The 21,318-nt window shown below is 64.9% G+C and carries 22 protein-coding genes and 1 pseudogene; 8 read left to right on the forward strand and 15 right to left on the reverse strand.

Translation table 11 applies throughout. The features are described from left to right. Window positions 1–11 precede the first annotated feature (11 nt). Genes FIU66_RS06365 through pth form a run of 3 tightly spaced genes read right to left on the reverse strand, consistent with a single transcriptional unit; the run spans window position 12 to window position 1,739 of the window. On the reverse strand, window positions 12–614 hold the full coding sequence (locus tag FIU66_RS06365) for a DUF4893 domain-containing protein (RefSeq protein ID WP_240544753.1): 603 nt from the start codon (window positions 612–614) through the stop codon (window positions 12–14). After that, entirely contained in the window at window positions 601–975 is a 375-nt protein-coding gene (locus FIU66_RS06370; RefSeq protein WP_167621925.1) for a DUF2237 family protein, read from the reverse strand. Before FIU66_RS06370 ends, FIU66_RS06365 begins: the two co-directional genes overlap by 14 nt. A gap of 56 nt (window positions 976–1,031) precedes the next feature. Next, the gene (gene pth / locus FIU66_RS06375; protein WP_167621926.1) at window positions 1,032–1,739 is read right to left on the reverse strand and encodes an aminoacyl-tRNA hydrolase; all 708 of its coding nucleotides are present in this window, start codon (window positions 1,737–1,739) and stop codon (window positions 1,032–1,034) included. A gap of 163 nt (window positions 1,740–1,902) precedes the next feature. On the opposite strand from pth, the gene FIU66_RS06380 reads away from it, so the two are divergent. The 5 genes from FIU66_RS06380 (at window position 1,903) to FIU66_RS06400 (ending at window position 5,339) form a co-directional block, all read left to right on the forward strand. Beyond that, on the forward strand, window positions 1,903–2,535 hold the full coding sequence (locus FIU66_RS06380; RefSeq protein ID WP_167621927.1) for an ATP-dependent Clp protease proteolytic subunit: 633 nt from the start codon (window positions 1,903–1,905) through the stop codon (window positions 2,533–2,535). A 151-nt stretch (window positions 2,536–2,686) separates the two neighbouring features. After that, entirely contained in the window at window positions 2,687–3,952 is a 1,266-nt protein-coding gene (gene clpX / locus FIU66_RS06385) for an ATP-dependent Clp protease ATP-binding subunit ClpX (protein ID WP_167621928.1), read from the forward strand. Window positions 3,953–4,152: 200 nt separating this feature from the next. Next, window positions 4,153–4,527 (forward strand): NADH:ubiquinone oxidoreductase subunit NDUFA12, encoded by a 375-nt coding sequence (locus FIU66_RS06390; RefSeq protein WP_167621929.1) that lies wholly within the window; start codon window positions 4,153–4,155, stop codon window positions 4,525–4,527. Continuing rightward, the gene (locus FIU66_RS06395; protein ID WP_167621930.1) at window positions 4,528–4,992 is read left to right on the forward strand and encodes an outer membrane lipid asymmetry maintenance protein MlaD; all 465 of its coding nucleotides are present in this window, start codon (window positions 4,528–4,530) and stop codon (window positions 4,990–4,992) included. It abuts the gene before it with no gap. Beyond that, complete coding sequence (locus FIU66_RS06400; RefSeq protein ID WP_370528949.1) at window positions 4,989–5,339, forward strand: DUF2155 domain-containing protein; 351 nt, start codon at window positions 4,989–4,991, stop codon at window positions 5,337–5,339. The genes FIU66_RS06395 and FIU66_RS06400 overlap by 4 nt, the downstream gene beginning before the upstream one ends. Here FIU66_RS06400 and aat read toward each other — a convergent pair. The 5 genes from aat to hisF form a co-directional block, all read right to left on the reverse strand. Next, window positions 5,306–5,935 (reverse strand): leucyl/phenylalanyl-tRNA--protein transferase, encoded by a 630-nt coding sequence (aat, locus tag FIU66_RS06405; RefSeq protein ID WP_240544754.1) that lies wholly within the window; start codon window positions 5,933–5,935, stop codon window positions 5,306–5,308. The two genes, FIU66_RS06400 and aat, sit on opposite strands and share 34 nt — an antisense overlap. A 9-nt stretch (window positions 5,936–5,944) precedes the next feature. Further along, window positions 5,945–7,291 carry an acetyl-CoA carboxylase biotin carboxylase subunit gene (gene accC / locus FIU66_RS06410; RefSeq protein ID WP_167621931.1) on the reverse strand — a complete coding sequence of 449 codons (1,347 nt, stop codon included), beginning with the start codon at window positions 7,289–7,291 and terminating at the stop codon, window positions 5,945–5,947. 7 nt (window positions 7,292–7,298) lie between these two features. Next, window positions 7,299–7,802, reverse strand: a complete 504-nt coding sequence (gene accB / locus FIU66_RS06415) for an acetyl-CoA carboxylase biotin carboxyl carrier protein (protein WP_167621932.1) — start codon at window positions 7,800–7,802, stop codon at window positions 7,299–7,301. Between the two features lie 108 nt (window positions 7,803–7,910). After that, complete coding sequence (locus FIU66_RS06420; protein WP_167621933.1) at window positions 7,911–8,222, reverse strand: phosphoribosyl-ATP diphosphatase; 312 nt, start codon at window positions 8,220–8,222, stop codon at window positions 7,911–7,913. Further along, a complete protein-coding gene (gene hisF / locus FIU66_RS06425) occupies window positions 8,219–8,980 on the reverse strand; it encodes an imidazole glycerol phosphate synthase subunit HisF (protein ID WP_167621934.1) in 762 nt (253 codons plus the stop codon). The genes FIU66_RS06420 and hisF overlap by 4 nt, the downstream gene beginning before the upstream one ends. Window positions 8,981–9,077: 97 nt before the next feature. Here hisF and selD point away from each other — a divergent pair, with 97 nt between their 5' ends. Then, a complete protein-coding gene (gene selD / locus FIU66_RS06430; RefSeq protein WP_167621935.1) occupies window positions 9,078–10,133 on the forward strand; it encodes a selenide, water dikinase SelD in 1,056 nt (351 codons plus the stop codon). Between the two features lie 61 nt (window positions 10,134–10,194). Here selD and FIU66_RS06435 read toward each other — a convergent pair whose 3' ends face one another. From FIU66_RS06435 to FIU66_RS06455, 5 genes are read right to left on the reverse strand one after another with little or no spacing between them, the layout of a single operon-like run. Further along, entirely contained in the window at window positions 10,195–11,220 is a 1,026-nt protein-coding gene (locus tag FIU66_RS06435; protein WP_167621936.1) for an oligopeptide/dipeptide ABC transporter ATP-binding protein, read from the reverse strand. Then, a complete protein-coding gene (locus tag FIU66_RS06440; protein WP_167621937.1) occupies window positions 11,217–12,203 on the reverse strand; it encodes an oligopeptide/dipeptide ABC transporter ATP-binding protein in 987 nt (328 codons plus the stop codon). Before FIU66_RS06440 ends, FIU66_RS06435 begins: the two co-directional genes overlap by 4 nt. 1 nt (window position 12,204) lies before the next feature. Beyond that, entirely contained in the window at window positions 12,205–13,131 is a 927-nt protein-coding gene (locus FIU66_RS06445) for an ABC transporter permease subunit (protein WP_167621938.1), read from the reverse strand. Between the two features lie 4 nt (window positions 13,132–13,135). Then, window positions 13,136–14,059 (reverse strand): oligopeptide ABC transporter permease OppB, encoded by a 924-nt coding sequence (gene oppB, locus FIU66_RS06450; protein ID WP_167621939.1) that lies wholly within the window; start codon window positions 14,057–14,059, stop codon window positions 13,136–13,138. Window positions 14,060–14,071: 12 nt separating this feature from the next. Next, window positions 14,072–15,673, reverse strand: a complete 1,602-nt coding sequence (locus FIU66_RS06455; RefSeq protein ID WP_167621940.1) for a peptide ABC transporter substrate-binding protein — start codon at window positions 15,671–15,673, stop codon at window positions 14,072–14,074. A gap of 418 nt (window positions 15,674–16,091) precedes the next feature. On the opposite strand from FIU66_RS06455, the gene FIU66_RS06460 reads away from it, so the two are divergent. Together FIU66_RS06460 and FIU66_RS06465 are read left to right on the forward strand one after the other, a co-directional pair. Then, on the forward strand, window positions 16,092–16,736 hold the full coding sequence (locus tag FIU66_RS06460; RefSeq protein WP_167621941.1) for a TRAP transporter small permease subunit: 645 nt from the start codon (window positions 16,092–16,094) through the stop codon (window positions 16,734–16,736). After that, window positions 16,733–18,612 (forward strand): annotated as a pseudogene (locus FIU66_RS06465) (TRAP transporter large permease subunit). The gene FIU66_RS06460 and the pseudogene FIU66_RS06465 overlap by 4 nt, the downstream one beginning before the upstream one ends. A 114-nt stretch (window positions 18,613–18,726) precedes the next feature. Here the strand turns inward: FIU66_RS06465 and FIU66_RS06470 are convergent. Together FIU66_RS06470 and eno are read right to left on the reverse strand one after the other, a co-directional pair. Further along, a complete protein-coding gene (locus FIU66_RS06470; RefSeq protein ID WP_167623411.1) occupies window positions 18,727–19,848 on the reverse strand; it encodes a TRAP transporter substrate-binding protein in 1,122 nt (373 codons plus the stop codon). A 189-nt stretch (window positions 19,849–20,037) separates the two neighbouring features. After that, window positions 20,038–21,312 carry a phosphopyruvate hydratase gene (eno, locus tag FIU66_RS06475; protein WP_167621942.1) on the reverse strand — a complete coding sequence of 425 codons (1,275 nt, stop codon included), beginning with the start codon at window positions 21,310–21,312 and terminating at the stop codon, window positions 20,038–20,040. Window positions 21,313–21,318 lie beyond the last annotated feature (6 nt).

Below are 21,318 nucleotides of genomic sequence, written 5' to 3' on the forward strand. Positions count from 1 at the left end.
GGCCCGGCGTTTCAACGCGTCAGCAGCAGGATGTTGAAGCGCGATTCCAGCTGCGGGCTGGGGAACAGGATTCGCCCTTTGGTCTGCGAGACCATTTCCACAACACCCACTTCGGGCAGTCTTTGCGGGTCGGCCTGAATGTCGGCTTGTTCGGGCAGTTCCGCGTAGGCGGGCGGCCTATCGCCCGCAACGAAGCCCGTTCCCAGATAGACCAGCCGGTCGCCATCACGATAGATCTGCCCTTTGGTCCGCTGCGAGCCAGTCAGCTTTTCGAAGCCACCATCGGTCGTCATCCTGCAGCTGAATGGGCTATAGGCTGTCACCGGCAAAAGGCCGCCCACCTTGATCATCCGACAGGACCAGTCCCCGGCCAGGATCGAGACGGCCTGGTCCGCCGGCAGGGCCTTCCCGGACAACGCCTCGATCATCATGTCCAGATCCGCCCCTCCGCCCTCGGACAGGGCCTGAAGCAGCGCATCCCCGGCCGCGGCATGATAGCCGGCAAGCCGTTCCCGGTCCGCAGGCCTGATCGGCATGTCGCTGGGCAGATCCTGCGCCAGGACTTGCAGGGGCAGCACGCTCAGCGCAAGTGCCAGATGCTTAGCTTTGCGCATTGACGGCATGGGCCCGCAGCAGCTCGATCGGGATGATGTCAAGCGCCCGAGCATGGGTCGATTCCAGCACGACCTTCGGCGCCCCGAACTCTTGCGCGGCCTGGAGGAAACGCGCCGCGCAGAGGCACCAGCGGTCTCCAGGCTTCAGCCCTTCGAAACGGTATTCGGGGCGCGGCGTGCTCAGGTCGTTGCCCAGATATTTCGACAGCGCCAGGAACTCGGCGTCGACCACCACGCAGACGGTGTGGCTGCCGGCATCCTCTGGTCCCGTGTCGCAGCAGCCGTTGCGGTAAAACCCCGTCAGCGGCTTCATCGAGCAAGGCTCGAGCCGTGTTCCAAGGACGTTCAGCGACGGTTCCATGTCCGATCCTCCCAAGGGTCAGGCTAGCGCCAGGGACGGGCGAGGCCAACCCCGGATCAGCGGAAGCGGTCGGTCAGTTGCCGCAGCTTGTCCGTCAGGGTCGCGGGCTTGTCGGGCTCTGCCGGAGCGAGGGATGGGGGGGAGTCCTTGACGGGCGCGGGCGTGGCCAGGGCGGGCCCCTTCCCGCTGTTTCGCGCGGGCTGGGTTCGGGCCGCCACAAGGTTCTGGAACCGCGCGCCATCGCCTTCGGCCAAAGCCTCGGCCCCGTCCGAGATGCCGCGCAGCAGGTCGTCCAGCCAGTCCTGGTCGGCCTTCGCGAAGTCCGACAGGACATATCCCGCGACCCGGTCCTTGTGGCCCGGATGGCCGATCCCCAGCCGGACGCGGCCATAATCCGGGCCGATATGCTGGTGGATCGACCGAAGCCCGTTATGACCCGCATGGCCGCCGCCCTGCTTGACCCGGCACTTGGCGGGCGCCAGATCCAGTTCGTCATGCAGGACGATCACGTCTTCCGGGTTCAGCTTTAGGTATCGCATCGCTTCGCCCACCGATTGCCCTGACAGGTTCATGAAGCCCTGCGGCTTCAGCAGGGTGATCCGCATGGCCCCCAGCCGGCCTTCGGATACAAGACCCTGGAAGCGCGCCTTCCATGGGGAAAAGCCGTGATCCTGGGCGATCCGGTCCACGGCCATGAAGCCGATATTGTGGCGGTTTGCGGCATATTTGGCGCCGGGATTGCCCAGACCCACGATCAGTTTCACGTCCATCTCCTGCTGGCGGCGCCGTCGGGGACGGGCCGAACTTCGTTCCATGCCTTGCAGCGGACCTTGCCCGTTACTAAGACTCTGTCAACCTTTCGCGGCTATCGGTGGGATCAGCGCCCTGGCGAATCGCGGGAACAGGGACACAAGGCAAGGACAGACGATGACCGATCCGGCAGAATTCTACATGAACACCCTTGTCCCCATGGTGGTCGAACAGACCTCTCGCGGGGAACGGGCCTATGACATCTTCTCGCGCCTGCTCAAGGAACGGATCATCTTCGTCTCGGGTCCCGTGCATGACGGCATGTCCACCCTGATCTGCGCGCAATTGCTGTTTCTGGAAGCTGAAAATCCCAACAAGGATATCAGCATGTACATCAACAGCCCCGGCGGCGTCGTGACCTCGGGCCTGTCGATCTATGACACGATGCAATACATCCGCCCGCGCGTCTCGACGCTGGTGGTCGGGCAGGCCGCCTCGATGGGCTCGCTGCTGCTGGCGGCGGGCGAACCGGGGCTGCGCTATTCGCTGCCCAACAGCCGTGTGATGGTCCACCAGCCCTCTGGCGGGTTCCAGGGACAGGCCACCGACATCCTGATCCACGCACGCGAGACCGAGAAGCTGAAGCGCCGCCTGAACGAGATTTACGTGGCCCATACCGGCCGCAGCCTTGAGGAAGTCGAGCAGGCGTTGGAGCGTGACCGCTTCATGTCGCCCGAAGAGGCAAGGGACTGGGGTCTGATCGACGAAGTGGTTGCCCCGCGCGGCAAGGCGGAACCCGAGAAGAAATAGACTTGTTGGGGATTGTGACGCGCCTGCGTCATCCTTAACATAAGGAACACAGGCCTGCGGCGATCCTTTCGCCGCTGGACAATTCAGTTGCGGCCCCCGGCGCCGGGCCGCCCGCGGTTGGCAGACCTGCGGCAATCAAGGATCTTGGACGATGGCAAACCAGTCCGGCAGTGACAGCAAGAACACGCTCTATTGCAGCTTTTGCGGCAAGAGCCAGCATGAGGTGCGCAAGCTGATCGCAGGACCAACGGTCTTCATCTGCGATGAATGCGTCGAACTGTGCATGGACATCATCCGCGAGGAAACGAAATCCTCGGGGTTGAAGTCGGGCGACGGCGTGCCGACGCCCAAGGAGATCTGCGCGGTTCTCGATGATTACGTGATCGGCCAGGAACATGCCAAGCGCGTGCTGTCCGTGGCCGTCCACAACCACTACAAGCGGCTGAACCACGGCGGCAAGGGCGAGATCGAGCTTGCCAAGTCGAACATCCTGCTGATTGGTCCGACCGGCTGCGGAAAGACGCTTCTGGCCCAGACCCTGGCCAGAATCCTCGACGTTCCGTTTACCATGGCCGACGCGACCACGCTGACCGAGGCTGGCTATGTGGGCGAGGATGTCGAGAACATCATCCTCAAGCTCCTCCAGGCGTCGGAATACAATGTCGAGCGTGCGCAGCGCGGCATCGTCTATATCGACGAGGTGGACAAGATCACCCGCAAGTCCGACAACCCCTCGATCACGCGCGACGTCTCGGGCGAGGGGGTGCAGCAGGCGCTTCTGAAGATCATGGAGGGCACGGTCGCAAGCGTTCCCCCGCAGGGCGGCCGCAAGCATCCGCAGCAGGAATTTCTGCAGGTGGACACGACCAACATCCTGTTCATCTGCGGCGGTGCCTTTGCGGGCCTTGACCGGATCATCGCGCAGCGCAACAAGGGCACTGCGATGGGCTTCGGCGCCAGCGTCAAGGAAAACGACGATCGCGGCGTGGGCGAGCTGTTCAAGGAACTGGAGCCGGAGGATCTGCTGAAGTTCGGCCTGATCCCGGAATTCGTGGGCCGCCTGCCCGTGATCGCGACCCTGACCGACCTGGACGAGGAAGCGCTGATCATCATCCTGACCAAGCCGAAGAACGCCTTGGTCAAGCAGTATCAGCGCCTGTTCGATCTGGAAGGCGTGCAACTGACCTTCACCGATGACGCCCTGCAGGCCATCGCCAAGCGCGCCATCAAGCGCAAGACCGGCGCACGGGGGCTGCGGTCGATCATGGAGGACATCCTGCTGGATACCATGTTTGAACTGCCGGGGATGGACAGCGTCGAAGAGGTCGTGGTGAACGAGGAAGCGGTGGACAACGCCGTCGCGAAGCCCTTGCTGATCCACGCCGACCCCAAGAAGGAAGCCGCCTCGGCAAGCTGAAACAACTGGGCGCGCAGGGGGTGTCTGCCCATGTTCCCTGCGCCCTTCTTGCCGGTTGGTGCCGCGGTTGAAGGGTTTACCTGACCTCTCCACTAAGCGCGGCGGGCAAGTTTATCTGCGGCTTGCCAGTCGGGCAGGCTGGATCTTGGACGCAGTTTGGGCCATATCTGCGGCAGCCACGAATAAGAGGTTCCAGCCCCATGTCTTTCTTGCTCCGCGCCCTGACCTGGTGGAACAGCCAGACCGTCAACACCCAGTTCTGGACCTGGCGGAACGGGATAAAGGTTGGCGAGGATGCCGAGGGCAACGTCTTCTACCAGAACAAGGACGGATCGCGCCGCTGGGTGATCTTTAGCGGCGAATCCCAGGCAAGCCGGGTCAGTCCGGAATGGCATGGCTGGCTGCACCACACCTGGGACGAACCGCCGACCAAGGCCCCGCTGGCCCGCAAGTCCTGGGAAAAGCCGCATCGAGAGAACCCGACCGGAACTGTGGGCGCCTATTACCCGGAAGGATCGCTTTACCGTGCGGAACAACCCGCGCGCAGTGATTACGACGCCTGGCAGCCCGAATAGATGTCGGCAGGGGCAGAGCACCGGGCAGAGCTTCTGGCCGGAACCGCGGTTCTGGTCGTTGCCGCGGGATTTCTGGCCTGGGGGTTCGGCACGGACTTTTCGCGCGAAGCGGGTTACGAGGTCCGCGCATCCTTTCCCGACGTCGATGGGGTTTCGGTCGGGACCGAGGTCCGGCTGGCCGGGGTTCCGGTGGGCCGCGTCTCGGACGTGGCGCTTAATCCCGACACCTACATGGCCGATGCGCGGCTGACGCTTCCTGCCAATATCGCGCTTCCTTCCGACAGTGCCGCCCTGATCCAGTCGGATGGCCTGCTGGGCGGGGCCTATATCCTCATCCAGCCGGGCGGCAGCCCCGACAATCTTTCCCCCGGCGACGAGATCGAGGATGTGCAGGGTGCTGTCAGCCTGCTGCAGTTGATGATGAAGTTCGTGGACAGCCAGTCGCAGGACGAGGAAAACTCGTGATCCGGTCCCTGCTGGTCATGCTGGCCTTGGCCGCGCCTGCCGCAGCGCAAGAGGTTGCACGAGCCGACGGCGCCCTGCTGCGCGGATTGGACAAGATTTCGGGCCGCACCACGGATCTTCCGGTCGAGGTGGGGCAGGCGGTAAACTATGGCAGGCTGCAGGTCCGTCTGGGCGAATGCCGCTATCCGGCCGGCGATCCCAGCTCGGACGCCTATGCCCAGCTGACGATCACGGATACGGCGCAGAACGTGACCCTGTTCAGCGGCTGGATGATCGCGTCGTCCCCCGCGCTGTCGGCGCTTGACGACCGGCGTTATGACGTCTGGGTGATTTCCTGCCAAAGCTGATCCGCACCCGGCAACGGAGCTGACAGCAGGTCGGCCTGCCGGGGCAGGGCCTCGGCCAGCAGGGCGCGATATTGCGCGCGCGGTATTTCCCGCCCGCCCATGCGTTCCAGATGCGGCGTCAGGAACTGCGTGTCGAACAGGGTAAAGCCGCAGCGCGCAAGTTGGCTGGACATCCACAGAAGCGCCATCTTGGACCCGTTCGTCCGGGCCGAGGCCATGGACTCCCCGAAGAAGGCCGCCCCGATCGTTACCCCGAATATGCCGCCCGCAAACCTGCCATCATGGCGGATCTCAAGCGCATGGGCGCGGCCCGCCCGGTGCAACTGGGAATAAAGACGGGCCAGCGGCTCATTGATCCAGGTCGTGTCCCGGTCCGCGCAGGCAGCCACCACGGCCTCGAAGTCGCCGTCCAGATGCGCTGTCCATCCACCCCTTCGCAGATCGCGCAACAGCGACCGCGAGGCATGGACGCCGCCAACAGGCAGGATCCCCCGCAACGGCGGATCAAACCAGTGCAGCCGCGTGTCATAGGCGCTTTCGGCCATGGGAAAGACGCCCTGCGCATAGCCTTTCAGCAGTTGCGCGGGCGTCAGCACGATCCGGCCTCAGCCGAACTTCTGATCCAGCCAGCGTTCCAGCCAGTGGATCGAATAGTTGCCCGACCGGATATCGGGTTCCTGCAGCAGGGCCGTGAACAGCGGAACCGTGGTATCGATCCCGTCCACGATCAATTCGCCCAAGGCACGCTCAAGCCGCGCCAGGGCTTCGGACCGGTCGCGGCCATGCACGATCAGCTTGCCGATCAGGCTGTCGTAATAGGGAGGAATGGAATAGCCGTCGTAAAGCGCGCTGTCGATCCGAACGCCCAAGCCGCCCGGCGCGTGATACTGGGTGATCCGGCCGGGGCAGGGCGAAAAGCCCGGCACCTTTTCGGCGTTGATCCGGACCTCGATCGAATGGCCGCGGATCGAGAGATCCTCTTGCCGGAACTCCATCTCCTGACCGGCGGCGACCAGGATCTGCTGGCGGACCAGATCCACGCCGAAGATCGCCTCGGTCACGGGATGTTCGACCTGCAGGCGGGTGTTCATCTCGATGAAGTAGAACTCGCCGTCCTCATACAGGAACTCGATCGTGCCGGCGCCTGCATAGCCGATACGGGCCACGGCATCGGCGCAGACCTTGCCGATGCGGGCGCGTTCCTCGGTGCTGATGGCGGGGCCGGGGGCTTCCTCCAGCACCTTCTGGTGGCGACGTTGCAGGGAACAGTCGCGTTCGCCCAGATGGACAGCACGGCCCTTGCCGTCGCCGAAGACCTGGATCTCGATGTGGCGCGGCTTCTGGAGGTATTTCTCGATATAGACGTCGGGATTGCCGAAGGCCGCCTTGGCCTCGGCCCGCGCGGTGCGGAACGCGACCTCCAGGCCTGCTTCGTCCTGGGCCACCTTCATGCCGCGTCCGCCGCCGCCCGCCGTGGCCTTGATGATGACTGGATAGCCGATATGCGCCGCCACGCGCTTGGCCTGGTCCACGTCATCGACGCCACCGTCGCTGCCCGGAACGCAGGGCACGCCCAGGTTCTTCATCGTGTCCTTGGCGGTGATCTTGTCGCCCATGATGCGGATATGTTCCGCGCGCGGCCCGATGAAGGTGATGCCGTGGTCTTCGACCATTTGCACAAAGGCCGCGTTTTCGGACAGGAAGCCATAGCCCGGATGGATCGCCTGCGCCCCCGTGATCTCGCAGGCGGAAATGATGGCGGGCATGGAAAGGTAGCTGGCCGATGACGGCGCCGGGCCGATGCAGACCGATTCGTCGGCCATGCGGACGTGCATCGCATCGGCGTCGGCGGTGGAATGAACCGCGACCGAGGCGATGCCCATCTCGCGGCAGGCGCGAATCACGCGCAGGGCAATTTCGCCCCGGTTGGCGATCAGGATCTTGTCAAACATCCCCGCCTCACTCGACGACCATCAGGGGGGCGCCGAATTCGACCGGGGTGCCGTCGTCGATCAGGATGCGCTTGACGGTTCCTGCGCGGGGCGAGGGGATGTGGTTCATGGTCTTCATCGCCTCGACGATCAGCAGCGTGTCGCCTTCGGCAACCGCTTGCCCGATCTGGACGAAAGGCGTGGCTCCTGGTTCGGCGGACAGGTAGGCGGTGCCCACCATGGGCGAGGTAACGACGCCCGGCAGGCTGGCCGGGTCTTCGCTGACGACAGGCAATTGCGCGGCCGGTGCGGAGGGCGCTGCAGCGGGTGCAGGGGCCGCGGCGACGGGGGCTGCGGCATAGGCGATCTGCTTGCCCTGCTTGGACAGGCTGACCGTCAGCCGGTCATGTTCGCCATATTCCCGCTTGACCGACAGTTCCGACAGGTCGCTGGCATTCAACAGTTCCGCAAGCGACTGGATGAAAGCCACGTCGCCTTCGTGATGCTTGCCGTTTTGGGAATCGTTGCTCATGCGGTCCTCTGCCATGTTTATTCGGTTGCGGCCCTGCCGCAACAATTTGCCCGCTTATAGACCCCAAGGCACCCCAAGGAAAAGGGCAAGCGACACAAGGCCCAGCGATTACGGACGCGACGCCTTTTCCACCAGTCCCGAGGTCCCGGCCCGCCGTTCCAGTTCCGTCTCGACATCGGCCAGCGTCACGTCCCGCGCAGCCAGCATCACCAGCAGGTGAAAGATGACGTCCGCCGCCTCGCTGGTCAGGCGGTCCCGGTCGCCCTTGACCGCCTCGATGATCGCTTCGACCGCTTCCTCGCCGAACTTCTCGGCGCATTTCTCGGGGCCCTTCGCCAGCAGTTTCGCCGTCCAGCTGCTGTCGGGATCGGCAGCCTTGCGGGCGGCGATGGTGGCGGCAAGGTCGTGAAGCGCGCTCATGCGAGCCTCATCGGGATGCCGGCGGCGGCCATGTGGGCCTTGGCCTCGGCCACGGTGAAGGTGCCGAAATGGAAGATCGAGGCAGCAAGGACGGCGCTTGCATGGCCTTCGGTCACCCCCTCGACAAGGTGGTCCAGCGTGCCGACCCCGCCCGAGGCGATGACCGGGATGTTCACCGCATCCGCGATGGCGCGGGTCAGGGGGATGTTGAAGCCCGCGCGCGTCCCGTCGCGGTCCATGCTGGTCAGCAGGATTTCCCCGGCGCCCTTCGCCTCGACCGTGCGGGCGAACGCGACGGCGTCGATGCCGGTGGGCTTGCGCCCGCCATGGGTGAAGATTTCCCAGCGGCCATCCGCGACGGTCTTGGCGTCGATGGCCACGACGATGCACTGGCTGCCGAAGCGGTCGGCGGCATGGGCCACCACGTCGGGATCGGCCACGGCGGCCGAGTTGAAGCTGACCTTGTCGGCCCCCGCAAGCAGCAGCGCGCGCACATCCTCATGCGTCCTGACACCGCCGCCCACGGTCAGGGGCACGAAGCATTGTTCCGCCGTCCGCGTCACCAGGTCGAACATCGTGCCCCGGTTTTCATGCGTGGCATGGATGTCCAGGAAACAGATCTCGTCCGCGCCTGCGGCGTCATAGGCGCGGGCGGCCTCGACGGGGTCGCCGGCGTCGATCAGGTCCACGAAGTTGACGCCCTTCACGACGCGGCCGTCGGCCACGTCCAGGCAGGGGATGATGCGGGTCTTGAGCATGGGCTTCTCCTTGCGCCGACCGTCCTAAGCGCAAACCGCCCTTCGTTGAAGATGCGATTTTGGGGTGATAGCGTGGCACCAACCGAAGGAGACCCCGATGGACGACCAGCAAAAGACCGAACCCCGCCTGACATCCCTGTCCCACGGGGGCGGCTGCGGCTGCAAGATCGCGCCCGGCGTGCTGACGGGGCTGCTGCGCGGCACGGCGATGCTGCCGGTGCCCGAGGCGCTGCTGGTCGGGATCGAGACGTCGGACGACGCGGCGGTTTACCTGTTGAACGACCGGCAGGCGCTTGTGGCGACGACGGATTTCTTCATGCCCATCGTCGATGATCCGCTGGATTTCGGGCGCATCGCCGCGACAAATGCGATCAGCGACGTTTATGCAATGGGCGGCACGCCGATCATGGCGCTGTCGCTGGTGGGAATGCCGATCAACACCCTGTCGGGGGAAACCATCGCCCGCATCCTGGAAGGCGGGGCGATGGCCTGCCGCGAGGCGGGCATCCCCATCGGCGGCGGCCATACCATCGACTCAGTCGAGGCGATCTATGGCCTGGTGGCGCTTGGGCTGGTCGATCCGGCCCATGTAAAGCGCAACAGCGGCGCGCGGCCGGGCGACGTGCTGATCCTGGGCAAGCCGCTGGGCGTCGGCGTGATGTCCGCGGCGCTGAAGAAGGGCGCGCTGTCGGATGATGGATATCGTGCGATGGTCGGGGCCACGACGAAGCTGAACACCCCTGGCCCGGAACTGGCGCGGCTGCCAGGAGTCCATGCGATGACCGACGTGACGGGCTTTGGCTTGGCAGGCCACGCGCTTGAGATGGCGCGGGGATCGGGTTGCGCGTTGCGGCTGGACTGGGCAGCCGTGCCGCTGCTGCCGGGGGTGGGCAATCTGGCTGTCGCCGGCTACGTCACCGGCGCTTCCGGGCGGAACTGGGCCAGCTATGGCGCGGATGTCGTGCTGCCCCAGGGCTTTGCCGATACCCATCGTGCCCTGCTGACCGATCCGCAGACCAGCGGCGGCCTGCTGGTGGCCTGCGCCGAGGCTGAGGCCGAGGCCGCCCTGGCGATCTTTGCCGACCACGACTTTGCCGAGGCCGCCGTGATCGGTCGCGCCTTCGAGGGGCCGGGGCACATCGTCGTCGGCTGACTTGGCAGGCAAGCTCGCCATGCCTCCGGCGGGGACACTTGGATGAAAAAGAAGCGGCGGGTCAGGCCGCTTCGGTGGCGCGGGCGCGGGCGATTTCCTGTGGCGTGAAGGGGCCGGGGAAATGGCAGGCGGTCTGGTGGCGATCTCCGGCAAGGACCGGCACCTCGGCCGCGCAGTGGGGTGCCGCACGCGGGCAGCGGGTGCGGAAGACGCAGCCCGAGGGTGGATTCATGGGCGAGGGCAGGTCGCCTTTCAGCGGCACCACGGTCGCGGCGGGATCATGCGCGGGATCCGGCACCGGGACGGCTGACAGCAGCGCCTGCGTATAGGGGTGCTGCGGATCGGCATAAAGGTCTCGCGCGGGCGCGATCTCCATCACCTTGCCCAGGTAGAGGACCATCACACGGTCGCTGATGTGGCGGACCACCGACAGGTCATGGGCGATGAAGATCAGCGACAGGCCCAGATCGGCCTGCAGTCGCATCAGCAGGTTGATGACCTGCGCCTGGATCGAGACGTCGAGCGCGCTGACGGGTTCGTCGCAGATGATCAGCCGGGGTTCCACGATCAGCGCGCGGGCGATGCCGATCCTTTGGCATTGCCCGCCGCTGAATTCGTGGGGATAGCGGTTGATCTGGCTGGGCAGCAGGCCCACCCGGTCCATCATCGCCTTGACGCGGTCGCGAACCTGGGACCGGGGCAGAGCGGGCTGGTGGGTGACCAGCGGTTCCGCGATGATCTGGCCCACGGTCATACGCGGATCCAGGCTGGCAAGCGGATCCTGGAAGATCATCTGGATCTGGCTGCGATAGGCCATCATCTGCCGCGCCGACAGACCGATCAGGTCGGCGCCGTCCTGCCATTCAGCGCGCCCCGTTGCGGGGACCAGGCCGATCAACGCGCGGGCCAGCGTGGATTTCCCGCAGCCGGATTCGCCAACCACGCCCAGCGTCTCGCCCGGTTGCAGGGTGAAGCTGACGCCGCCGACGGCCTGAAGGTTGCGGGGGCGGGACCAAGGCATCGCGCCAGCCTGCCGGACGGAAAAGCTGACGCGAAGATCGCGCACGTCGAGAAGCGGCTTCGTCATGGGCGTGTCTCCGTTCCGGCGCGCAGTTCCGCCAAGGGGGCGAAGCAGGCCCGCCAGCGGTCGGGGGCGAAGGAGGCCAGCGGCGGGCGGTGGTCGCAGTCGCCGCGGCGATAAGCGCAGCGCGGCCCGAAGGCGCAGCCCTGCGGCGGGCGGGACATGTCGGGCGGCTGGCCCGGAATGACGGCCAGTTCGCCCTCGTCCGTGTCGATCCGCGGGATCGCCGACAGCAGCCCCTGGGTATAAGGATGGGCGGGATCGCCGAAGAGCGGACCCACCGGCCCCAGCTCTCGGATGCGCCCGCCATACATCACCGCGACGCGCGAACAGGATCCGGCGACGACGCCCAGGTCGTGGGTGATCAGCATCATCGCCATGCCGAAGTCGCGTTGCAGGTCCGACAGCAGCGTCATGATCTGCGCCTGCACCGTCACGTCCAGGGCGGTGGTGGGTTCGTCCGCGATCAGCAGCTTGGGCCGGCACAGCAGCGCCATCGCGATCATCACCCGCTGCCGCATCCCGCCGCTGAATTCATGCGGATAAAGCCGCACCCGACCCTTGGCGTCGGGGATGCGCACCGCATCCAGCATTCGCACGGATTCGGCCACGGCCGCGTGCTTGGACAGGCCCTTGTGCAGGACCAGCACCTCGGCCATCTGGTCCGAGACGCGCATGTAGGGATTCAGCGAGGTCATCGGATCCTGAAAGATCATCGCGACCTTCTCGGCCCGGACCCGGTTGATGACCTTGGGCGGGGCGTTCAGGATTTCCTGCCCGTCCAGCCGAACGCTGCCCGAAGCCTGGCCGTTGCGCGCCAGAAGGCCCATGACCGCGAAGGCAAGCTGCGACTTGCCCGACCCGGATTCGCCGACGATGCCCAGCGTCTCGCCCGGCTGGAGGGTCAGGCTGACATCGCTGACGGCGTGAACCTCGGCGTCGTGGGTGTGGAAGCGGACCGACAGGTCGCGGATGTCCAGAAGTGCCATGTCACCGTTCCTTGGGGTCAAGCGCGTCGCGCAGCCCGTCGCCCACGAAGAAGAAGCCGAACAGGGTGATGACGAAGAAGAACAGCGGGAAGGCCAGTTGCCACAGCGTGCCATAGCTCATGGTGCCCGCGCCCTCGGAAATCAGCGCCCCCCACGAGGTCAGCGGTTCCTGCACGCCAAGGCCCAGGAAGCTGATGAAGCTTTCGGTCAGGATCATCAGCGGCACCAGCAGCGTGGCATAGACCGCGACCACGCCCAGCAGGTTCGGCACGATGTGGCGGATGATGATCCGCCAAGTGGACACGCCGGTGGCGCGGGCGGCCTCGATGAACTCGCGGTTCTTCAGGGACAGGGTCTGGCCGCGCACGATGCGCGCCATGTCCAGCCAGGAAATCAGGCCGATGCCCAAAAACAGCATGGTCATCGACCGTCCGAACATCACCAACAGCAGGATCAGCACGAACATATAGGGGATCGACATCAGGATATCGACCGTCCGCATCATGATCTGGTCGGTGCGCCCGCCGACATAACCCGCCACCGCGCCGTAAAGCGTGCCGACGATCACCGCGATGCCCGCGCCCACGATGCCGACCAGCAGGCTGATCTGGGTTCCCTGGACGGTGCGCGCGAACAGGTCGCGGCCCAGGTCGTCGGTGCCGAAGTAATGCCCGTTTTCCAGCGAAGGCTGGCCCATCGTCGCGACCTGGCCCATGACGCTGAAGTCCAGTTCCTCGTTCGACCAGATGGCGATCTGGCCCCCGAAGATCGCGAACAGCGCGACCAGCAGCAGGATCACAAGGCCCGCCATCGCCGCCTTGTTGCGCAGGAAGCGGCGGCGGGCGTCGGCCCAGGGGGACCGTCCCCGAACCTCGGGCTGGGCCATCCGCGCGGCAAGCGAGCGCATCTTGTCGTGTTCGATCACCATGGGGTTAATACCGGATCTTCGGGTCGATCCAGGCGTAAAGGATATCGACGACCAGGTTGAACAGGATGGTCAGCGCGCCAACCAGGATGGTGACGCCCATCATCACCGCGTAATCGCGGTTCAGCGCCGAATCCACGAAGGCCTTGCCGATCCCGCCGGTGGAGAAATAGATGTCGATCACGACCGATCCGGTGATCATCGACACGAAGACCGGCCCCAGGTAGCTGACGACCGGCAGCATCGCCGGGCGCAGCGCGTGGCGCAGGATGACGCGGCGTTCGGGCATTCCCTTGGCGCGCGCCGTGCGGATGTGGTTCGACCCTAGCACTTCCAGCATAGAGGACCGTGTGATCCGCGCGATGGAGGCCATGTAGCTGGTGGACAGCGCGATCACCGGCATGATCCAGAACGAGGGATCCGAAAAGCTCCACCCGCCGCCGGGCAGCCAGCCCAGCCACAGGGTCAGGACCAGCACCAGCAGCGGTGCCATCACGAAGTTCGGCAGCACCTGCGCGCCGATCGAGATGCCGACCGCCAGATAGTCCAGCCACCCGTTCTGCCGGATCGCGGCCAGCGTGCCCAGCGTGACGCCGACAAGGACCGCCGCAAGGAAGGACAGCGTGCCATAGGTCAGCGTCACCGGGAAGCCGTCCGCGATCAACTGGTTCACGGTGCGGTCTGGATAGACGAAGCTGGGGCCGAAGTCGAAATGGACCAGGATGCCGTAAACATAGTTCCAGATCTGGCGCCACAGCGGGTCGTCCAGCCCGTATTTCGCATTGAGGTTCGCCAGCACCTGCGGCGGCAGGGCACGTTCCTGGGTGAACGGCCCGCCGGGCGCCAGATGCATCAGCACGAAGGACAGCACGATCAGCAGCAGCAGCGTGGGAACCGCTATTGCCAGCCGTCGCAGGATGAAGGCGAACATCGGTGGCGAACCTTACTCGGCCACCCGATACAGGTCCTTGGCATACCAGGCGTTCGTCACATTCTGGGTCGGAAGGCCCTTGATCGCAGGGTTGATCATGTCGACCTTGGAATAGTGATAGACGAAGGCCGCGGGCACTTCCTCGGCCAGGATCTCCTCGGCCCGCTTGTAGAGCGGCGCGGTATCCTCGGCCGTTTTCGACTCCGCCATCAGCTTGTCGTATTCCGCATTCGACCACTTGCCCGAGTTGTAGCCGTCGGTGCGGAACCAATCCAGGAAGGTCGTCGCCTCGTTATAGTCGGCGCACCAGGCATAGCGGGCCATGTCGAAATCCTGGTTCTGCATCCGGTCGGTATGCACCTTCCATTCGACATTGTTCAGCGTGATGTTCACGCCCAAGGGCTTCCAGAACTGCTGCGCGGCGATGGCCAGCTTCTTGTGGTTCTCGTCGGTGTTGTATTGCAGCGAAAGCGACAGGGGATTGTCGGGACCATAGCCTGCCTCGGTCAGCAGGGCGCGGGCCTTCTCGGTCCGTTCCTCCTGAGTCATGGTGGCGATCTCGGCATCAGGGGCCTGGAAGCCCTCGATGGCCCAGTGGGTCCAGCTATAGGCCGGCTTCTGGCCGCCCTGCAGCACCTGGTTCACGATGATGTCGCGGTTCAGACCCAGCGACAGCGCCTGGCGCACGCGCACGTCCTTCAGCGCCTCGGGGCCCTTGTCGGACACGTTGAAGACATAGGCGTAGGAACAGGAATACGGGATCGAGATCGCCTGGTCCGGGTATTCCTGCGACAGGCGCGGATATTGGCCCGCCGGGATCTGCACGCGGTCCAGTTCTCCCGCCAGGTAACGGGTCAGGCCGATGTTGTTGTCATTCACGGTGACGCCGCGCACGGTTTCCATCACCACATTCTCGGCGTCCCAATAGTTCGGGTTCTTCACCATCGTGATGTCGACGCCCAGGTTGTGGCTTTCCAGCATGAAGGCACCGTTGCCGACCAGGTTGCCGGGCTGCGTCCAAGCGTCTCCATGCTGTTCGACGACCTTTTGCGGAACCGGGAACGTGGTGGCGTGGGACAGCGTCTTCAGGAAATAGGGGGTGCGGGTGGTCAACGTGACCTCCAGCGTCTTGTCGTCCACCGCACGGACGCCAAGCTGGTCGGGCGCCATCTCGCCCGCGATGATCTGCGTGGCGTTCTGGATGTTCATCAGTTCCAGGAACCAGGCGTATTCGGACGCCGTCTCCGGGTTCACCACCCGTTGCCATGCAAAGACGAAGTCCTGCGCCGTGACCGGGTCGCCGTTCGACCACTTGGCGTCGCGCAGCGTGAAGGTGTGGGTCAGCCCGTCTTCGCTTTCCTGGTGTCTTTCCGCAACGCCCGGGATCATCGCGCCCGCCGCGTCTTCGTTCATCAGGCCTTCGAACAACTGGCGCAGCACGTCCGAACCTTCGACATCGGTGTTCTTCGCAGGATCCAGCGACTTGATCGCATCCAGCAGCCAATAGGTATAGGTCTGGCTGTCGGCCAGCGTCTCGCCCTCGGCGGGCTGGACGGCTTGGGCGGGCAGGGCCAGGGCGGCCAGAAGGGCGGTGGTCGTGAACAGCTTTGACATCGGCGTCTCCCCTTGTCGATGAAGGCTTTGGCTTGCGCGCAAGGCATTCAGACTATCCAAACCTCTTCGCGGGTAAAGGCGGATGACGCCCGGAATGGTTGCATCTGCGTGAAGGGAACAGCGGCCCAAGGGAAGGCGGCAAGATGTTTCCGCCTGAAAAACGGTCATAAATCCTGACCTTTGATTCGCCGCCGTCGATGATCGCGACGTGGCGTCACAATCAATCGCAAGTGGAATATGAAGCACCCAAAGCGTGGCCTGACGCATGGAAGCAGCCCGCACGGCAAGACGACTTGTGCAGATATGTCACGTCGGCCGCCGAAATTCTTGACCGGTTTTTCCGCATCGCGCATACCGCCACAGGAACGAACAAACGGTCAAAAGGCCAAAAAGGCCGACCCTTGGGGGAGTTTTCTTCATGAACGGCCTTTTGGCCCTTTCGCGCGGCATCGACCGCGTCAACACCGTGATCGGCAGGAACGTGTCCTGGCTGATCCTGCTGGCGATCTTCGTCAGCGCGATCAACGCCGTGATCCGCAAGGCGTTCAGCATGTCCTCGAACGCATGGCTTGAACTGCAGTGGTATCTTTACGGCGCGGCCTTTCTGCTGGCCGCGGCCTATACGCTGCTGGAAAACGAGCATATCCGGATCGACATCCTGTTCGGCGCCCTGTCGCGCCGGGTCCAGCACTGGATCGAGCTTCTGGGCCACATCTTCTTCCTGATGCCGATGGTCCTGCTGACGCTGTGGCTGACCTGGCCCTGGCTGGCCCGGTCCTATCGCACCGGAGAGATGTCGATGAACGCGGGCGGCCTGATGCTGTGGCCGGCCAAGGCGCTGCTGTTCACGGGCTTCCTGCTGCTGCTGCTGCAGGGCATTTCCGAGATCATCAAGAAGATCGCGGTGATGCGTGGGCTGATTCCTGACTACAACGCACCGTTGGGTCATCATGCGCCCCTGGATCTGGACGAGGATCTGCTGAAACAGGCGGGCTTTGCCGATCCCGACCACCCGCTGACCGACATTCCCGTCGACAAGACGCGTGAGGATGCCCGCAAATGATGGAACTCATCGCGCAGAACATGGCGCCGATCATGTTCGTTTCGCTGATCGTCTTTCTGCTGATCGGCTATCCCGTCGCCTTCGCCCTGGCCGCCAACGGGCTTTTGTTCTTCATCATCGGGGTCGAACTCGCGCCGCTGTCGGGCGGGTCGATCAACCTTTCCTGGCCGCTTCTGGGCGCGCTGCCCGACCGCTTCTTCGGGGGGTCGTCGCCAACGAGACATTGCTGGCCATCCCCTTCTTCACCTTCATGGGGATCGTGCTGGAAAAATCCGGCATGGCCGAGGATCTGCTGGACACGATCGGCCAGTTGTTCGGCCCGATCCGGGGCGGCCTTGCCTATGCGGTCATCATCGTGGGCGCGCTTCTGGCGGCGACCACCGGCGTGGTCGCGGCTTCCGTGATCGCGATGGGCCTGATCTCGCTGCCGATCATGCTGCGCTATGGCTATGACCGGCGCGTCGCATCGGGCGTGATCGCGGCCTCGGGGACGCTGGCGCAGATCATTCCGCCGTCGCTGGTGCTGATCGTGCTGGCCGATCAGTTGGGCCGGTCAGTGGGCGACATGTACAAGGGCGCGATGATCCCCGGCCTGGTGCTGACGGGCTTCTACATGCTCTACATCTTCGTGGTGTCGATGATCCGCCCGCAATACCTGCCGGCCCTGCCGAAAGAGGCGCGGACCCTGGGTTCGGGCGTCACGTCGCTGGTCGTGGCCCTTGCGGGGGCGGGCGTCATCTTCTGGCTGACGACCCGCTGGCTGGGGCCCGACCACGCGGCCGACGCGCCGATCTGGGGCCTCGTGATCGCGGTGTCGGTGATCTATGTCGTGGCGCTGATCGACAAGGCCACGGGCATCAACATGATGTCGCGGCTGGCCCAGCAGGTCATCATCGTGCTGATCCCGCCCCTGGCGCTGATCTTCCTGGTGCTGGGCACGATCTTCCTGGGCATCGCCACCCCGACCGAGGGGGGCGCGATGGGTGCGGTCGGCGCGCTGTTCATGGCGGGCATCAAGAAGCGTCTGTCGATGGACGTGATCCGCCAGGCGCTTTACGCCACGACGCGGCTGTCGGCCTTCGTGATGTTCATCCTGATCGGGGCGCGGGTCTTCTCGCTGACCTTCTATGGCGTGAACGGGCATCTGTGGGTCGAACACCTGCTGACCTCGTTGCCGGGGGGCGAATACGGCTTCCTGATCGTCGTGTCGATCATGGTGTTCCTGCTGGCCTTCTTCCTGGACTTCTTCGAACTGGCCTTTATCATCGTGCCCCTTCTGGCCCCCGCGGCCGAGGCATTGGGCATCGACCTGATCTGGTTCGGCGTGATCCTGGGCGTGAACATGCAGACCGCCTTCATGCACCCGCCCTTCGGCTTTGCGCTGTTCTACCTGCGGTCGGTGGCGCCCAAGGGCGAATACATCGACAAGGTCACGAAGAAGCGCATGGCGCCCGTCAGGACCGGGCAGATCTACTGGGGTGCGGTGCCCTTTGTCTGCATCCAGTTGGTGATGATCGGCGTGGTGATCGCCTTCCCGGGAATGGTCATGCATTACAAGGGCGCGCCGGTGGATACCTCGAACGTCCGGCTGGAAATCCCGGCGGGCGGGATGGGCGGCGGCACCGGCGGCGGCTTCGGGTCGCTGGGTGGCTTGGGCGCGCCCTTCGGCCAGCAAGCCCCGGTCGACGGCGGCACGACGGCCCCGTCGGGTGGCCTGGGCGGCACGCCCCCGGGTCTCGGCGCGCCTCCTCCGGGCCTTGGCGCACCGGCACCGGCGCCGGCCCCTGCCGAGGGCGCGGCCCCGGCTCAGCCTGCACCCGCACAGGGTGGGCTGGGCCTGGGCGGCCCGCCGCCGGGTCTTGGCGGCAGCAACTGACGACGAAAGGCCGGGTTTGACCCGGCCTTTTTCATTTCTTCACAGCCGCCGAAATGCGCCAATGAAAAAACCGCCGCGGATCATCCGCGGCGGTTCTGTTCCGTCAGAACGATCTCAGCCCTGGGTGGGGGCCAGCTTGCCGTTGCGCTGCTGGATCATCATGAAGGTGTCGAAGGTGTATTCCGCGGTCTGGTTGTACAGGTACCAGTCGTCGCGGAATTGCAGCTGCGCCTCGTACTGCCGCTTGAAGTGCTCGTTCTGGGCGGACAGTTCGGCATAGACCTCGTTCGCGGCGGTGAAGGCGGCGTTCATGATCTCTTCGCTGAAGGACCGCAGTTGCGCGCCCGACGCGGCCAGTTCCTTCAACGCGGTCGGGTTGCGATAGTCGTACTTGGCCAGCATGTTCTGGTCGGAGGCCTGGCAGCAGGTCCGCAGCAGCGCCTTGTAATGCTCGGGCAGCTCGTCGTACTTGCCCTTGTTGATGAAGAAGCTGACCGTCGGCCCGCCTTCCCAGAAGCCCGGGTAATAGTAGTAGGGCGCGACCTTCTGGAAGCCCAGCTTGTTGTCGTCATAGGGGCCGACCCATTCGGCCGCGTCGATGGTGCCCTTTTCGAGCGACGGATAGATGTCGCCGCCCGCGATCTGCTGCGGGACGACGCCCAGCTTCTCGACCACGCGCCCGGCCAGGCCAGAGATGCGCATCTTCAGGCCCTGCATGTCGGCGATCGTGTTCACCTCCTTGCGATACCAGCCGCCCATCTGGACGCCGGTATTGCCCGCGGGGAAGGCCACAAGGCCGACCGTTTCCAGGAACTGGTTGTACTGGTCGATGCCGCCGCCGTGGTAGTTATAGGCAGCCTTGGCGCGTGCGCTGAAGGTGAAGGGCAGGTCGGCGCCGCAGGCAAAGGCCGGATCCTTGCCCCAATTGTAGTAGCCCACCGAATGGGCGCATTCCACGGTGCCGTCGCCGGCAGCGTTGATGGCGTCCAGCCCCGGCACGATCTCGCCCGCTGCGAAGACCTGCAGGTTGAACTTGCCGTCGGTCGCTTCCTTCAGGCGGACCGAGATCTCTTCCCCGCCGCCATAGATGGTGTCCAGCGATTTCGGGAAGGACGACGCCACGCGCCAGTTGATGGTGGGTGCTTCCTGGGCGATGGCGGGCGCTGCCAGCGTGGCGCCGGCTGCGGCGGCGACACCGCCGACCGAAGCCGTTGTCAGGAACGACCTGCGGTGCAGCGTCTTGGAATCTTTCATGAACTCTCCTCCGATAGGGCTGTCGGGATGGCCTCCCACGGGTTCCCGGCCCGAATGGGGTGCAGTTTAGTGCTTGTCTGCCGTCTGTCGAGTAGTCTGCGACCCTGACAGGCAAAAAATAAGGCCGCCCTGCGTGACGCGGGGCGGCCTTGGCACGGTTGGCGGCAGGGATCAGCGCAGGATGCTGCGGCCGGCATATTCGGCGGTGGCGCCCAGCATCTCCTCGATGCGGATCAGCTGGTTGTATTTTGCCAGCCGGTCGGACCGGGCAAGGCTGCCGGTCTTGATCTGGCCGCAGTTGGTAGCGACCGCCAGATCGGCAATGGTCGCGTCCTCGGTCTCGCCCGACCGGTGGGACATGACGCTGGTATAGCCGTTGCGGTCGGCCAGGCGCACGGCGTCCAGCGTTTCCGACAGCGTGCCGATCTGGTTCACCTTGACCAGCAGAGAATTGCCGCAGCCGCGCTCGATCCCTTCGGCCAGGCGGGTGGGGTTGGTCACGAACAGGTCGTCGCCAACCAACTGCACGGAACCACCCAGCCGGTCGGTCAGCAGCTTCCAGCCATCCCAATCGTCCTCGGCGCAGCCGTCCTCGATCGACAGGATCGGATAATCAGCGCAGAGCGCGGCCAGATAGTCAACATTCTCGGCCGAGGTCAGTGACTTGCCCTCGCCCTTCATCTCGTACTTGCCGTTCTTGAAGTATTCGGTCGAGGCGCAGTCCAGCGCCAGCATGATGTCGTCGCCGGGCTTGTAGCCGGCTTTTTCGACCGCGCGCAGGATGAAGTCCAGCGCGTCGCGGGCCGAGGACAGGTTCGGCGCAAAGCCGCCCTCGTCGCCGATCCCGGTCGACAGGCCCGCCGTCGACAGTTCCTTCTTCAGCGTGTGGAACACCTCGGACCCCATGCGCACGGCGTCGCGGATGTTTTCCGCGCTGACCGGCATGATCATGAATTCCTGGATGTCGATGGGGTTGTCGGCATGTTCGCCGCCATTGATGATGTTCATCATCGGCACCGGAAGGATCCGCGCGGCGGTGCCGCCCACATAGCGATACAGCGGCTGGTTCGTCGCATCCGCCGCGGCCTTGGCCACCGCCAGCGACACGCCCAGGATGGCGTTCGCGCCCAGGCGACCCTTGTTGGGCGTGCCGTCCAGTTCGCACATCATCGCGTCGATGGCGCGCTGTTCAGTCGCGTCCTCGCCGATCAGGTTCTCGGCGATCTCGCCGTTGACGGAGGCCACGGCCTCCAGCACGCCCTTGCCCATGTAGCGCGCCTTGTCGCCATCGCGCTTCTCGACCGCCTCATGCGCGCCCGTGGATGCGCCCGAGGGCACCGCCGCCCGGCCCATCGTGCCGTCTTCCAGCGTCACGTCGACCTCGACGGTCGGGTTGCCGCGGCTGTCCAGGATCTCTCGCGCGTAGATGTCGATGATGGCGGTCATGGGTGC

Origin of the sequence: Paracoccus sp. AK26 (genome assembly GCF_011801365.1) — a bacterium.
GTDB classification, from domain to species: domain Bacteria; phylum Pseudomonadota; class Alphaproteobacteria; order Rhodobacterales; family Rhodobacteraceae; genus Paracoccus; species Paracoccus aerius.

What these genes read in the sequence shown, in the direction of transcription:
- FIU66_RS06365 (WP_240544753.1), bottom strand. Translation starts at nt 614, where the DNA reads ATGCGCAAAGCTAAGCATCTGGCACTTGCGCTGAGCGTGCTGCCCCTG.
- FIU66_RS06370 (WP_167621925.1), bottom strand. Translation starts at nt 975, where the DNA reads ATGGAACCGTCGCTGAACGTCCTTGGAACACGGCTCGAGCCTTGCTCG.
- FIU66_RS06380 (WP_167621927.1), top strand. Translation starts at nt 1,903, where the DNA reads ATGACCGATCCGGCAGAATTCTACATGAACACCCTTGTCCCCATGGTG.
- clpX (WP_167621928.1), top strand. Translation starts at nt 2,687, where the DNA reads ATGGCAAACCAGTCCGGCAGTGACAGCAAGAACACGCTCTATTGCAGC.
- FIU66_RS06390 (WP_167621929.1), top strand. Translation starts at nt 4,153, where the DNA reads ATGTCTTTCTTGCTCCGCGCCCTGACCTGGTGGAACAGCCAGACCGTC.
- FIU66_RS06395 (WP_167621930.1), top strand. Translation starts at nt 4,528, where the DNA reads ATGTCGGCAGGGGCAGAGCACCGGGCAGAGCTTCTGGCCGGAACCGCG.
- accC (WP_167621931.1), bottom strand. Translation starts at nt 7,291, where the DNA reads ATGTTTGACAAGATCCTGATCGCCAACCGGGGCGAAATTGCCCTGCGC.
- accB (WP_167621932.1), bottom strand. Translation starts at nt 7,802, where the DNA reads ATGAGCAACGATTCCCAAAACGGCAAGCATCACGAAGGCGACGTGGCT.
- FIU66_RS06420 (WP_167621933.1), bottom strand. Translation starts at nt 8,222, where the DNA reads ATGAGCGCGCTTCACGACCTTGCCGCCACCATCGCCGCCCGCAAGGCT.
- hisF (WP_167621934.1), bottom strand. Translation starts at nt 8,980, where the DNA reads ATGCTCAAGACCCGCATCATCCCCTGCCTGGACGTGGCCGACGGCCGC.
- selD (WP_167621935.1), top strand. Translation starts at nt 9,078, where the DNA reads ATGGACGACCAGCAAAAGACCGAACCCCGCCTGACATCCCTGTCCCAC.
- FIU66_RS06435 (WP_167621936.1), bottom strand. Translation starts at nt 11,220, where the DNA reads ATGACGAAGCCGCTTCTCGACGTGCGCGATCTTCGCGTCAGCTTTTCC.
- FIU66_RS06440 (WP_167621937.1), bottom strand. Translation starts at nt 12,203, where the DNA reads ATGGCACTTCTGGACATCCGCGACCTGTCGGTCCGCTTCCACACCCAC.
- FIU66_RS06445 (WP_167621938.1), bottom strand. Translation starts at nt 13,131, where the DNA reads ATGGTGATCGAACACGACAAGATGCGCTCGCTTGCCGCGCGGATGGCC.
- oppB (WP_167621939.1), bottom strand. Translation starts at nt 14,059, where the DNA reads ATGTTCGCCTTCATCCTGCGACGGCTGGCAATAGCGGTTCCCACGCTG.
- FIU66_RS06455 (WP_167621940.1), bottom strand. Translation starts at nt 15,673, where the DNA reads ATGTCAAAGCTGTTCACGACCACCGCCCTTCTGGCCGCCCTGGCCCTG.
- FIU66_RS06460 (WP_167621941.1), top strand. Translation starts at nt 16,092, where the DNA reads ATGAACGGCCTTTTGGCCCTTTCGCGCGGCATCGACCGCGTCAACACC.
- eno (WP_167621942.1), bottom strand. Translation starts at nt 21,312, where the DNA reads ATGACCGCCATCATCGACATCTACGCGCGAGAGATCCTGGACAGCCGC.